Source organism: Pradoshia sp. D12 (genome assembly GCF_008935075.1).
Taxonomy (GTDB): domain Bacteria; phylum Bacillota; class Bacilli; order Bacillales; family Pradoshiaceae; genus Pradoshia.
This window is the reverse complement of record NZ_CP044545.1, coordinates 1,448,005-1,461,286: the sequence shown is the minus strand read 5'-3', so window position 1 is coordinate 1,461,286 and position 13,282 is coordinate 1,448,005. Positions and strand designations below refer to the sequence as shown.

General features: G+C 37.8%; 12 protein-coding genes. All 12 read right to left on the bottom strand.

Features of this window, described 5'->3' with window-relative positions; genetic code table 11:
- Positions 1–46 precede the first annotated feature (46 nt).
- The 12 genes from F7984_RS07200 to F7984_RS07145 all read right to left on the bottom strand — a co-directional run bounded on the left by F7984_RS07200 (position 47) and on the right by F7984_RS07145 (position 13,192).
- On the bottom strand, positions 47–1,294 hold the full coding sequence (locus F7984_RS07200; protein ID WP_140461290.1) for a competence/damage-inducible protein A: 1,248 nt from the start codon (positions 1,292–1,294) through the stop codon (positions 47–49).
- Between the two features lie 43 nt (positions 1,295–1,337).
- Positions 1,338–1,916, bottom strand: a complete 579-nt coding sequence (pgsA, locus tag F7984_RS07195) for a CDP-diacylglycerol--glycerol-3-phosphate 3-phosphatidyltransferase (RefSeq protein WP_066100270.1) — start codon at positions 1,914–1,916, stop codon at positions 1,338–1,340.
- Between the two features lie 81 nt (positions 1,917–1,997).
- Positions 1,998–2,885: a helix-turn-helix domain-containing protein gene (locus tag F7984_RS07190; protein WP_140461289.1), complete on the bottom strand. Its 888-nt coding sequence runs from the start codon at positions 2,883–2,885 to the stop codon at positions 1,998–2,000.
- Positions 2,886–2,903: 18 nt separating this feature from the next.
- Positions 2,904–3,698, bottom strand: coding sequence for a DUF3388 domain-containing protein (locus tag F7984_RS07185; protein ID WP_066100277.1), 795 nt, complete (start codon positions 3,696–3,698; stop codon positions 2,904–2,906).
- 114 nt (positions 3,699–3,812) lie between these two features.
- Positions 3,813–4,538 carry an elongation factor P 5-aminopentanone reductase gene (ymfI, locus tag F7984_RS07180; RefSeq protein ID WP_066100280.1) on the bottom strand — a complete coding sequence of 242 codons (726 nt, stop codon included), beginning with the start codon at positions 4,536–4,538 and terminating at the stop codon, positions 3,813–3,815.
- Between the two features lie 244 nt (positions 4,539–4,782).
- On the bottom strand, positions 4,783–6,069 hold the full coding sequence (gene yfmH / locus F7984_RS07175) for an EF-P 5-aminopentanol modification-associated protein YfmH (RefSeq protein WP_066100283.1): 1,287 nt from the start codon (positions 6,067–6,069) through the stop codon (positions 4,783–4,785).
- Positions 6,069–7,346 (bottom strand): EF-P 5-aminopentanol modification-associated protein YfmF, encoded by a 1,278-nt coding sequence (yfmF, locus tag F7984_RS07170; protein ID WP_066100285.1) that lies wholly within the window; start codon positions 7,344–7,346, stop codon positions 6,069–6,071. Before yfmF ends, yfmH begins: the two co-directional genes overlap by 1 nt.
- 262 nt (positions 7,347–7,608) lie before the next feature.
- Positions 7,609–8,568 (bottom strand): ABC transporter permease, encoded by a 960-nt coding sequence (locus tag F7984_RS07165; RefSeq protein ID WP_066100288.1) that lies wholly within the window; start codon positions 8,566–8,568, stop codon positions 7,609–7,611.
- Positions 8,569–9,621 carry an ABC transporter permease gene (locus tag F7984_RS07160; protein ID WP_066100291.1) on the bottom strand — a complete coding sequence of 351 codons (1,053 nt, stop codon included), beginning with the start codon at positions 9,619–9,621 and terminating at the stop codon, positions 8,569–8,571.
- Complete coding sequence (locus F7984_RS07155) at positions 9,621–11,147, bottom strand: ABC transporter ATP-binding protein (RefSeq protein WP_066100293.1); 1,527 nt, start codon at positions 11,145–11,147, stop codon at positions 9,621–9,623. Before F7984_RS07155 ends, F7984_RS07160 begins: the two co-directional genes overlap by 1 nt.
- Positions 11,148–11,327: 180 nt before the next feature.
- On the bottom strand, positions 11,328–12,413 hold the full coding sequence (locus F7984_RS07150) for a BMP family lipoprotein (protein ID WP_066100296.1): 1,086 nt from the start codon (positions 12,411–12,413) through the stop codon (positions 11,328–11,330).
- Between the two features lie 53 nt (positions 12,414–12,466).
- Positions 12,467–13,192 (bottom strand): GntR family transcriptional regulator, encoded by a 726-nt coding sequence (locus F7984_RS07145; RefSeq protein ID WP_066100299.1) that lies wholly within the window; start codon positions 13,190–13,192, stop codon positions 12,467–12,469.
- Positions 13,193–13,282 lie beyond the last annotated feature (90 nt).

Here is a 13,282-nt window from a genome sequence, read left to right as displayed (position 1 = left end):
TTTATAAACAATAGAAATCCCCAACCATATAAGTTGGGGTTTTCTATTATGCATATAACTCTCTCAACTTTCGGATAAGAAAATGACAGCCATACTTCATGCTTCTTACCCGATTAACCTCACGCATACCGCCTAAGTCCAATCTCTTTGCGTACGTTTTCTGACCGGAAATGGCTATACCGATATAAACAGTCCCTACCGGATGACCTTCCAATTCATCTGGTCCAGCTACTCCAGTAAAACTAATCCCAATATCAGATTGGAGCATGGCTTTAATATTATCAGCCATTTCCATAGCACATTGCTCACTGACAACTCCATATTGGTCGATGGTTGATTGTTCGACCTTCAAAAGCTTTTCCTTTGCTTCATTGGTATAAACAACAATACCGCCCTTAAGGATTAAACCGGCTCCCTGTATATCCGTCATTTTTTCCTGAAACATTCCGCCGGTTAAGCTTTCTGCTGCCGATATTGTAAGCTCATTTTCTTTTAAAAGATTGATAAGTTCAGTCATAATAGTCGCATCATCATATCCGTAAAAATATTCTCCCACACGCGAAAGAATTTTTTCTTCTGTCTCTTTTAATAGTTTGTCAGCTTCTTCAATAGATTCATGTTTAGCTGTAATACGAAGAGTTACCTCTCCATCTGAGGCAAGAGGCGCTATTGTCGGATTACTTTGCTGATCCAGTAAATCTTCTATATCTGTTTCAAGCTGTGATTCCCCAATACCAAAGAAACGGAGGACTCGGGAATCTATACGCTCCACCCTGTCCATTAATCTCAAAAGATAAGGAACTGCAAAATTTTGATGCATTGGCTGCATTTCACTTGGAGGACCTGGTAATAAAATGTGAAGAATATCCCCATGAGACACAACCATTCCGGGAGCCATTCCATTTTGATTAGGGAATACTTCCGATCCTCCAATAACCAATGCTTGCTTCCGGTTGTTTTCTGTCATCACCCGTTTTATTTTCTTGAAATATTCTTCAATATTTTCCATAGCTTTTTGGTCTGTTATTAATGTTTTACCTATATGGGCAGCTACAACTTCTTTTGTTATATCATCCTTTGTTGGTCCCAACCCACCAGTGTATATTATGAGATTTGCTCGGGATTCTGCAATTTCAATAGCCTTTTTTAATCGTACAGGATTATCCCCAACTACTGTATGGTAATATACGTTAATACCTATCTCTGCCAGGCTTTTTGATATAAACTGAGCATTGGTATTTGCAATCTGTCCAAGTAATAACTCAGAGCCTACCGCTATTAATTCTGCATTCATTCTGTCACCCGCCATTTAACAAGTTATATTTAGAATGATACCCTTATTTAGAATTTAAAAACGCATGTTTATTCTTAGCAAAGTAATCCCAGCCAGACCATAGAGTAAAGAATAAGGCTACGTAAAGAGCTATATCAGCAAACGGGAAATTAATCCACGCAAATGGTAGATTATGCAATAGTAATGCAGCTATAGCTATGATTTGAGTCCATGTTTTAATTTTACCCAATTGATTCGCTGCAACCACTTCACCTTCACCGGCTAGAACCAGGCGAAGACCTGTTACCGCAAATTCACGGCTGATAATTAAAATAACAATCCAAGCAGGGGCCAACTCGTATCCTACAAGGATAATTAATGCTGCAGATACAAGAAGTTTATCTGCCAACGGATCAAGAAACTTTCCAAGGGTTGTGACCAGATTATGTTTTCTAGCATAATATCCATCAATCCAATCAGTAGTGGAAGCAATGATAAAAATGATAGCTCCAACAAAATGAGAGATAGGCAACTCCACATCGTTAATCACCCACGTTCCCCAATCAATGGATGGAAGCATGATAATCATAAACACAGGGATCATGCAAATTCTGGAAATCGTTATCTTGTTCGGTAAATTCACTTGATGTTCCTCACTTTACTTTTAAATTTTATTTATAAAAGGATAGACGAGAGAAGGCCATCCATTGATGACCTTCCAATCTTACTCCTTCGTGTAATCAATCGTTATGTTTTGAACAATCAGTTCACTTTCATACTCCAGTTTTTCATCATTAACAAAAATTTCAGTGTCTGGAGTTTTCCCTATATTCATGACTATTTGATTATCATCTGAAAGATCAAAATCCTGGCTTTCTCCATTTTGAATCACCCCATTGAAGAGATTTTCTCCCTTGGAGTTTTTAACAGATACCCATGTCTCGCCGGTAGATTTTACTGATACCTTAAATTCATCTGTATTACTTAATTCATATGTTGTATTTTTTCCATTCGCGGAGGTCACTTTCAGCTCAGCAGAACCTGCTTCTTCCGGCTCTTTAGATTCTTCCTCAGCATTCTCTGGATTACTTTCTTCTTCTGTTTCCGTTTCTTCTTTCTCATTGGTGTTTTCTTCTTGGTTTGTGGATTCACCCTGCTCAAGTCTTACAGGGTCACCGTTTTGATTAACTGTCCCTGTGTCATCATTATTACCAATGGCTTTTGCTACAAAGTAATAAATAATAGCCACTACTGCAACAAGGAACACAGCTATCAAAATTTTAGGAAGTACTTCCATCCACTTTGAATGCTGTACTGGCAATGTTTTTTTCGATTGCACTCTAGATAATTTTTGAGGAATCTCCTCCTGCTGAACTGCCGCAGGAATATCCGTTTGATGCTCCGCAAAAAGCTGTTCAGGATCTAATCCAACTGCTTCAGCATATTGTTTAATAAACGCTCTGACATAGAATTTGCCCGGCATCATTTCATAATTGCCTTCTTCTATACCAACAAGATAACGCTTTTGTATTTTGGTTATCTGTTGAAGGTCATCCAGGGTTAATCCTTTAGACTCTCTGGCTTCCTTTAATACTTTACCTAATTCCGTCATATAAACACCTTCTAATCACTAAAAATCAAACGATCCAAATTCGGATCCTCCAAATAAAGAGGACTGTTGGTCTACTGCTTCATATGTGATCTCTTCGTTCGGGTCATTACGTAGTTCAATAATATAATCAAAATCGTTCATTGTATACTCTGAATTTTGTACAAACACATCAGGATGTTCAACAACTTTAATTGAATCAAGTCTCATGATCTCACGCACAAGCTGCCAATGCCTTTCATTGGCTCTGCGAGTTGAAACAATCCCATCCAGAATAAATAAGTTATCTTCATTGTATTCATCTTCAATTAATTGATTTCGAACGGTTTGTTTTAATAAGGTGGAAGATACAAATAACCACCGCTTATTCGCACAAACACTTGCAGCAACAATCGATTCAGTTTTACCAACCCGGGGCATACCCCTGATTCCAATTAGTTTATGGCCTTCCTGTTTAAAAAGCTCGGCCATAAAATCAACTAGAAGCCCAAGATCTTCTCTTACAAATCGGAATGTTTTTCGATCATCTGCATCTCTTTGTATATAACGACCATGTCTGACTGCTAACCGATCTCTTAATTTCGGCTCTCTAAGTTTAGTTACTTTTATCGTATCCATTGTTTGCAGAATTGATTCCAGGCGTTCAATTTGACGATTATCCTTCGCCAAGAGAAGCATACCTCTTCTCCCCTCATCCACACCATTGATGGTTACGATATTTATGGAGAGCATTCCTAGCAAAGAAGAAATATCCCCTAACAAACCGGGACGGTTAATTTTAATTTCATATTCAAAATACCATTCCTTCTTGTCCATACCGTTCCCCCTAAGAGAAATATTTGACAAATTCCTTCAATATTTTCCCTATATCCTATCATATCTGATTTACTGACGAGTGGAAAGCAAAATACATAGTGTAGCATTAAATACTTATGTATTCCATCCGCCATTCACACTGATAATCTGCCCTGTTATATAACTGGAGTCTTCTGAGAGGACAAAGGAAACAACTCCAGAGATATCCTTCGGATGCCCCAGCCGCCCCATTGGGATTTCTTCTTCCAATTCTCTAAGCTCTTCAGAATCGAATCGATTGAGCATAGGTGTGGAAATTGCACCGGGTGATATAGCATTTACACGGATTCCGGAAGGTGCAAGCTCCTTCGCAAGTGCCTTGATAAAAGAATTCTGTCCACCTTTTACCATTGAATAAAGAACTTCACAGGAAGCACCCACTTCTCCCCAAATAGAAGTAATGGCAATGATACTGCCATCTTTTTTTTGTATTAACTTAGGAACTAGTCCTTTAGTCAATAAAAAGGGAGATGTAATATGTAATGAAACCATCTGTTTGGCTCGGTCATCGGTTATATCTGTTATTAAACCAAAATGACTGTCACCGCTATTTAGTATTATCGTATCAATTTGATTAATTTCGTCAATTATAACTTGATGTCCGCCATCTTTACTTAGATCAGCCTGAATTACTTTCACCTGTATTTGAAATGGTTTTAACTGATCTAAAAGCGAATTAATTCCGCTAAGATTACGGTTATAATGGAGATATAGATTCCAGCCCTCTGCAGCCAAACGTAATGCAATTGCTTGACCAATTCCTCCACTAGCACCCGTAATGAGTGCATATTTTCCATTCATAATAAAAACCCCTTGCCGTAAATAACACTTACAATACTTTTCATTATAAAGCTTGAAGATGAAAAGTAAAACCACCAATTGAAAATAGTCAATTGTTTCTAATATAAGCTTCTTTAATCCTACCAAATAGTTATCGTAAACCAGTGAATCAGTTAAGCTGGTTAATTGTCCGTTTACCTTGTATTATATAAACAAATTTAAATACAAAAAGAGCCAAAACCATTACGGCTTGGCTCTTACCCATTCAGGATGGAAGTATTTGAAATACTGACATTCTATCCTCATCTATAAATTCCTGTACTGCTTTATTCACTTCATCATAGGTCAAAGCTTCCAAAACAGTCACAACATCAAATAGCTTCATGTCATTAAAAGCATATCGTGTAAATTGATTGGCTATCGATTCAGGTGAATTCAATGACCTGAGGAAGGCACCAATTTTCTTCTTACGAATTGAATTTAATTTTTCCTCTGTTACAATTTTTCCTTCGCGGGCCGCAAAAAGAATATTTTTCAATTCTTCCTCTAAATGATCCGGCTTATCTGTATCACTGCCGACCATTCCAAATCCAAATCCATATTCCTGTGTATAATCATAAAAGAATGAATGGTCAATTAACCCTTCAGAATATAGTTTTTCATAATACTCGGAGCTTTTTCCAAAAGTCATATCCAGAAAGAGGTTGATAGATAGCTCTTGTTTTAATAAATCAATCCCCTGGAGAGTTGGATTATTTGCCTTCAATCCAACCACACACTTAGGCGTCTGGACATGCATATTGGTTGAGCGTTTTTTAGTAGCGACATTAGCCGGCTCTGCATCAAATTTCCGTTCGATTTCCCCACGTTTATCGAAGTTTTTCTTAGCCTGGTTGTCACGAACTTGCTGCATGATTGTTTCCGGATCCAATGGCCCTGTAATAAACAGAAGCATGTTGCTTGGATGATAAAATGCATTGTAGCACTTATAGAGCAGTTCTTTTGTTATTCCTGAAATCGACTCAATGGTACCAGCTATATCAATTTTCACAGGATGATTATGATATAGATTTTCAATAATACCGAAATATAATCTCCAATCTGCATTATCATCATACATGGTAATTTCCTGGCCAATAATCCCTTTTTCTTTTTCCACACTCTTATCCGAGAAATATGGTTCCTGGACAAAATCAACTAATGTTTCTAAATTTTTCTCTACATCCGTTGTACTGGAAAAAAGGTACGCTGTTCGAGTAAAGGATGTAAAAGCATTGGCCGCTGCACCTTGTTTACTGAACTGCTGGAATACATCACCATCTTCTTTTTCGAACAATTTATGCTCTAGGAAGTGCGCAATTCCATCCGGGACCCTGGAATATTCATCTGCACCGGGCTCTTTAAAATGATTATCGATTGATCCATATTTAGTTGTAAAAGTGGCATAGGTCTTATTAAATCCTTTTTTCGGAAGGATGTACACAGACAAACCATTATCCATTTTTTCGAAATATAATTCTTCCTGAAGCTGGTCAAATAGTATTTTCTCCATTACTCAGTCACCTCATCTCCACTTAAAAAATAGATCGTATCCATTTGAATTTTTTCTCCACAAGCCACAATTTCATCCTTTGTTACTCTATCAATCGAAGACAACCAATCATCCAATGGTTTATCAACAGCGGCAACCACATTATGATATAGAACTTCTGTTAGACCACGGGAGGTGTCGATCGTTTCGAGCAATTGATTTTTAATGATTGCTTTTGTTTGTTCCATTTCTTGATCCGAAAATTCGCCCTTTTTCATAGCTTCCATTTGTTCTTTTATGATCGTTACTGCCTGATTATAATTTTTATTATCAATGCCGGACATAACCATTAAAAGACCTTTATGACTTTCAAGTCGTGATGCGGCATAATACGCCAAACTTGCTTTTTCACGAACGTTTATGAAAAGTTTAGAGTGTGAAAACCCTCCAAATATCCCATTAAACATTTGCAAAGCAAAATAATCTCGATCGCCATAAGTGATATTTGTTCGGTAGCCAATATTCAGCTTACCCTGTTTGATATCCTGCGTTTCTTTCAGTTCTTTCACTTCAAGGATATCATGTTTATTATGCATAACCCGTTCAGGTTTTCTCTCCGCGAACTGAAAGTATTCACTAGACATTTGCGTTACCCTGGCTTCATCCAAATCCCCAATTACATAGAGGTCCAATTCATCTTCGGCAAACGCTTTTTTATAATAATTGTATAGGGATTCAGGAGTGATTTCATCGACTTCGCTTATAATCCCGTTTGCTTCCAGCCGATAATTTTCTTCCATACACATTTCCTGAGTTAAGCGTAATGAAGAATAACGCATTTTATCATCATATACAGCCTGCAGCCTTTGTTTCAGAGCACGCTTTTCCTTTGCAACTGTATCCGCATCAAAAGCATCTCCCTTTACATTAGGATTAATCAAAACATCATGTAAAAGCTTAAACGCTTGTTCCAACAGCGGTTCAGGCTTGGATAAAAATCGTTCATTTACCATTTCCATTTGAAAACTCATAATATGATATTCGCCTTTTTTACTGACATCTGTAAAAAGACTGGCTCCATATAATTGATCTAGATGGGAACGGAAAGCTGTAGATGTTGGATATGCAGCTGTATTACTTTGCAGGACATTTGGCAACAAAGCTCTATATGTAACGGTTTCTTCCTTTAAAGGTGCTTTCATCTTCCAAACAAGCGTCGTTGTTTTAAATTTCTTAGTTGGTACAAAATGAATCGTAATGCCAGCTTGTTTTAGTTTAATCTCATCAATAACTGCCATATTTTTGACCTCCCTTTACTCAATGTTATGCAGGTTCTTAACCATATTGTTCGTCTCAAGGATTTTTTTTAAACCTTTAGTTTGAATATACAGGTTAAATGGAATGTAAATCAAGGAACTGACCCTGACCTTCTTTCATTCTTTCTTCTAAATTCGATCTAATTAAAATCGACACGCTTTAGGTTAGAAAAAAAAAGACAAGGACTGCTCTTGCAATAAGAACAGCACTTGTCTTTGATTAAATCATGAATGAGTTTACCTTTTAACGTTTTCCTTTGATATATGGCGTACCGGATGCTTTTGGAGCATCTGCACGTCCAATAAATCCTGTTAAAGCCAGAATCGTTAATACATATGGCAAAATTAACATATATACATTCGGAATGTCACTAAAGAATGGCAGCATTGAGCTTACAATACTTAAACATTGCGCAAATCCAAAGAATAACGCTGCACCCATTGCACCAATTGGATGCCATTTACCGAATATCATAGCTGCAAGCGCCATAAAACCTTGTCCGGATATTGTCGCATGAGTAAAGTCTAAAGCAATAGTCGAAGCATAAATAGCTCCACCCAACGCTCCCAGAATTCCACTTAAAATAACACCAATATAACGCATTTTATTAACGTTTATCCCCATTGTGTCAGCGGCCATTGGATGTTCACCAACTGAACGAAGGCGTAAACCAAACGGTGTTTTATAAATGGCATACCAGCAAATCACAGCAATCACAATCGCCAGAATCGAGGTTAAATATACATCTGAGAATAAAATTTTACCCAATACAGGTATATCACTTAAACCAGGTATATCAAAACTGTAAAATGGTTCAGCAATTTTATCAGTTTGTCCTTTTCCGTAAACTAATTTCACAAGGAACATACAAGCTCCAAGCGCCAACATATTAATGGCTACCCCACTGACTGTTTGGTCAGCCCTGAATGTTATAGATGCAACTGCATGCAATAGGGAGAAAATCCCACCAACTACCATAGCTACAACTAATGAAATCCAAGGAGTCCATTCATGAAATGTATCTGCAAATGTCAAGTTGAATACAATGCTTGTAAAAGCACCAACTACCATTAAACCTTCTAATCCAATATTTACTACACCAGAACGCTCAGAAAATACACCACCGAGGGCTGTCAGAATAAGTGGAGAGGCGTAAACAAGTGTAGAAGGAACAAGTATCGCTAGTATCTCTAAAAAACTCACTTATTCCACCCCCTTTTTCTTGCTAAACTTTCTCAGCATGAGACGAATAACATAACTGGATGCAACAAAGAATATGATTAAAGCTATAACTACATCAATGATTTCAGTTGGTATTCCAGTTTCCATTGGCATATTTAATGAACCATATTTCAATCCACCGAATAATAAAGCTGCAAGCACAACTCCAATCGCTGTATTAGCACCTAGTAATGCAACTGCGATTCCGTCAAAACCTACTCCTGTATGCGCCCCTTTTACACCAATATACTCGAATGTTCCAAGTCCTTCCATAGCACCAGCAAGTCCTGCAAAAGCACCAGAGATCAGCATGGCATAAACTATATTGCGATCTACACTGATACCTGCATATTTAGATGCATGCTGGTTAAAACCGACAGCTTTTAATTCGTAGCCTCTTGTTGTTTTCTCTAATAAAAACCACATTATGATTGCTCCAAGAATAGCTATCGCAAATCCCCAGTGTAATCTAGAGTTAATCGTCATTTCAGCTAAAAAGTCAGAACGTAAAGATGCTGATGGAGCAATCTTTTCAGTTTTGTCCATGTTATCTGTTAAAACGTAAGTGATAATATAGTTAACTACATGAAGAGAAATGTAGTTCATCATAATGGTTGTTATAACTTCATGCACTCTAAATTTAGCTTTTAAGAGACCTGGAATGAATGCCCATAAAGCACCAGCTAAAGCAGCAACAATGACCGCAAGCGGCAAATGGATGATTTTAGGAAGGTCAGTAAATAACGTTCCAATCCAAACAGCACCTAACCATCCCATTAAAAACTGACCCTCAACACCAATATTAAAAAGTCCAGTCCTAAATGCAAAGGCAACGGCTAAACCTGCAAGTATATAAGGGCTCACTTGACGGATTGTCTCACCTATTGCATAGGAATCATAGAATATACCATCCCATAAAGCTCCATAACCAGCTATCGGATCATAACCGCTGACCCACATTACGATAGCACCTGCGATTAAACCGAGCAAGACAGCTATAACAGGGATTAATAAGTTCGATAATCTTTTATACATTAGCTTTTCCCCGCTTCCTTAACCTTACTTCCTGCCATTAATAATCCGAGTTCCTGTTCAGTCGTTTTCTTAGGATCAACAATAGCCACAATGGAACCTTCATATATAACAGCAATACGGTCACTAACATTTAAAATTTCATCCAGCTCAAAGGAAACAAGCAATACTGCTTTCCCCTGATCTCGTTGCTCAATTAAACGTTTGTGAATGAACTCAATAGCTCCTACATCAAGGCCACGTGTTGGCTGAGCAGCAATTAACAAATCAGGATTTCGATCTATTTCACGAGCAATGATCGCCTTTTGCTGGTTTCCTCCAGACAAAGCTCTTGCCGGAGTATACTCACTTGGAGTACGAACATCAAACTCTTTAATTAAAGTACGAGCTTTATTAAAGATATTTTTATAATTTAAGATTCCCCATTTTGAAAGTGGTTTTTGATAATATGTTTGGAGAACCATATTCTCGCCAATTGAATAGTCTAGTACAAGACCATATTTATGTCGATCCTGAGGAATATGCCCAATTCCTGTTTCTGTAATTTTCCTTGGACTCTTCTTCTGGATTTCAGTCCCATTTATAGAAATGGTACCGGATTCTGGTTTTCTCAGGCCAGTGATTGCTTCAATCAGCTCAGATTGTCCATTTCCATCGACACCTGCAATCCCCACAATTTCTCCTGCACGAACGGATAGGTTAAGGCTTCGAATTGCTTCAACACCACGGGAGTCTTTAACTACAAGATCTTGTATATTCAATACCTCTCCACTTGGATTTGCATCCTGCTTCACAGTTGTAAAAACCACTTCTCGCCCTACCATCAGACTCGCTAATTCATTAGGATTCGTTTCACTGACATTTACAGTACCAATTCCTTTTCCTTTACGAATAACCGTACAACGGTCACAGACTTCCATAATCTCTTTAAGTTTGTGAGTAATCAGTATGATGGATTTACCTTCAGTGATCAAATTTTGCATGATCTGTATTAACTCTTTGATTTCCTGTGGTGTCAATACGGCTGTAGGTTCATCAAAAATAAGAATGTCAGCTCCACGATATAGAGTTTTAAGGATTTCAACCCTTTGCTGCATACCTACAGAGATATCAGAAATCTTGGCATCCGGATCAATTTTCAATCCATATCTTTCTGATAACTGCCTAACTTCCTGGGCAGCCTCTTTTAAATCAATTTTTCCACCTTTGGTGGGCTCCTTACCAAGAATAATGTTTTCTGTTACTGTGAACGTATCAACAAGCATGAAATGCTGATGCACCATTCCTATGCCCAAGTCATTTGCAATATTTGGGCTTGTAATTTTTACTTCCTTACCATTTACACGGATTTCCCCTTGTTCTGGCTGGTAAAGACCGAACAAGACATTCATTAACGTGGATTTTCCTGCACCATTTTCTCCCAACAACGCATGAATCTCACCTTTTTTTAATTGCAAGGTGATATCATCATTTGCGACGATGCCCGGGAACTCTTTACGGATGTGCAACATCTCAATAACATAGTCCACAGTTTTTTCACTCCTTTTTCCAGAGAAGATTCATAAGTAAGATGACAAAAGAAAAGTTGCCAATCTAGTTTTAGCAACCTTTCCTTTACCATATTGCTTAAAGGTCTGATGTCAGACTGACATCAGCCAAGGTAATCGCAAGGGATAAGGATCACATCCTCATCCCTTACTAGGAAGTGCTTATTTTAAGAATGTATCTAAATCTTCACGAGTAGATGGTACTTTAATTTCTCCACTCTTAATCTTTTCTTTATATTCTGCAACTTTAGTTTTAATTTCATCTGACAAGTTTTCTTGTGAAGGTGCGATATCAACTGCATCATTTTCTAAACCAAATTCAACATTTTCTCCGCCAGGGAATTTGCCTTCCTTAGCAAGATTGGATACTTCCACAACTGCCAAATCAACACGTTTAATCATAGATGTTAATGTGATATTTTTGTCTGTACCAGGTACATCACCTAATGCTGCTTGGTCAGAGTCAACCCCAATAACCCAGATTTCTTTGCTTGGATCATTTTTAGTGATGTTAACTGCTTCTGTAAATACGCCTTTACCTGTTCCGCCGGCTGCATGGTAGATAATATCAATACCGGATTTATACATTGCTTGTGCTGTAGCTTTACCAATATCAGCTTTATTAAAATCACCTGCATATTTTACCTGAACATCTGCCTCAGGTTTAACTGATTTAACACCTGCTATAAATCCGCTCTCAAATTTTTTAATAAGTTCACTTTCAACTCCACCAATAAATCCAATTTTATTGGATTTAGTTTGCATCGCGGCTACTACACCTACCAGGAAGGATCCTTCATGCTCTTTGAATGTGATACTTGCCACGTTATCAACATCTACAACAGAATCAATTAATGCGAATTGGCTCTTAGGATTTTGCTCGGCAACTTCTGTAATGGAGTCAGACAATAAGAAACCTACCCCATAAATAAGGTCAAATTTTTGTCGTACCAGCTGATTTAAGTTAGTAGTGTAATCAGCATCAGATTTGGACTGGAGGTAATCATAACCGTTTTTACCTTTTTCAAGATTGTTATCTTTACCAAACTGTTGTATACCTACCCAAGCGGATTGGTTAAAGGATTTGTCATCAACCCCGCCTGTATCTGTTACCATGGCAACTGTGAAATTGTCCTTACCTTCTGTTTCACTGCTGTTACCTTTCTCTTCTTTGTTTCCACAAGCACCTAAAATTGTGCCCGCAGCCAGAACTAGTGACAATGCCATTCCAAATTTGCGTTTTTTCAAGGTCTTAACCCCCTATATTTTTTTGGCAGTAGTTCTCTTATTTTGCGCATAAATTATGTTCTTTTACGCAAAATATGAAAGCGAAATGTATCCGCTTTAAAGAAGTTGGCCGAGTATAGATATGGTTTGTCCTTACTATCATAGTGAGTTTGTTTTAGTAAAAGCAGAGCAGTGTCCAATTTGCAATTTAAAATAGGTGAAATCTTTTCGTGATAGCCATGTGGTTCGATATCAGCCACAGCGTATGTAATTTGTATACCGGCAGTTCTTTCTAAGACATGAAGTAATGATTCCTCTTGATAAAGAGATGGTTCCGGTAACACACGAACAGGTATCTTGTCCAAGCAATAAACGACAGGTTCCCCATTAGCAGTTCTGACTCGCTCGATTACTAAAAACTGATCCTCAATTTGACAGTCGAACCTTCGCATATCTTCTTCTGTTGCACCCTCTATGAATGAGTTTAAAAAAATTGTTCCTGGTTTCATGTTCGCTTCGCAAATCATATCTGTCACACTCTTTAATTGTTCAATTCCCGAAGAGAATAAAGGAGTGGAATTCACAAAAGTACCTACCCCATGCCTGCGTATAATCACATTATCCTCTTCCAAAATTCTGAGTGCTTCTCTTAATGTCGCTCTACTCACACCGAGTATTTTGGCCCATTCAGACTCAGATGGCAATTTTTCATGCTCCTTATAGATACCGGTTCTTATGTCCTGTCTAATCTTGTCGATTACTTGCAGATATAATTGTCGGTTGTCGTGTCTGATAGACATACTCTTTTCCCCCAGGAAATTTCCCACTCTCATTCTATTGATGTTATCTACTAACCACTCATAATTTATCATGTATTTCCAAAGAAAGAA

Excerpts from the sequence above, each read along its gene's own strand:
- F7984_RS07200 (WP_140461290.1), bottom strand. The coding sequence starts at position 1,294 with ATGAATGCAGAATTAATAGCGGTAGGCTCTGAGTTATTACTTGGACAG.
- F7984_RS07190 (WP_140461289.1), bottom strand. The coding sequence starts at position 2,885 with ATGACGGAATTAGGTAAAGTATTAAAGGAAGCCAGAGAGTCTAAAGGA.
- F7984_RS07185 (WP_066100277.1), bottom strand. The coding sequence starts at position 3,698 with ATGGACAAGAAGGAATGGTATTTTGAATATGAAATTAAAATTAACCGT.
- ymfI (WP_066100280.1), bottom strand. The coding sequence starts at position 4,538 with ATGAATGGAAAATATGCACTCATTACGGGTGCTAGTGGAGGAATTGGT.
- yfmH (WP_066100283.1), bottom strand. The coding sequence starts at position 6,069 with ATGGAGAAAATACTATTTGACCAGCTTCAGGAAGAATTATATTTCGAA.
- yfmF (WP_066100285.1), bottom strand. The coding sequence starts at position 7,346 with ATGGCAGTTATTGATGAGATTAAACTAAAACAAGCTGGCATTACGATT.
- F7984_RS07160 (WP_066100291.1), bottom strand. The coding sequence starts at position 9,621 with ATGTATAAAAGATTATCGAACTTATTAATCCCTGTTATAGCTGTCTTG.
- F7984_RS07145 (WP_066100299.1), bottom strand. The coding sequence starts at position 13,192 with ATGTCTATCAGACACGACAACCGACAATTATATCTGCAAGTAATCGAC.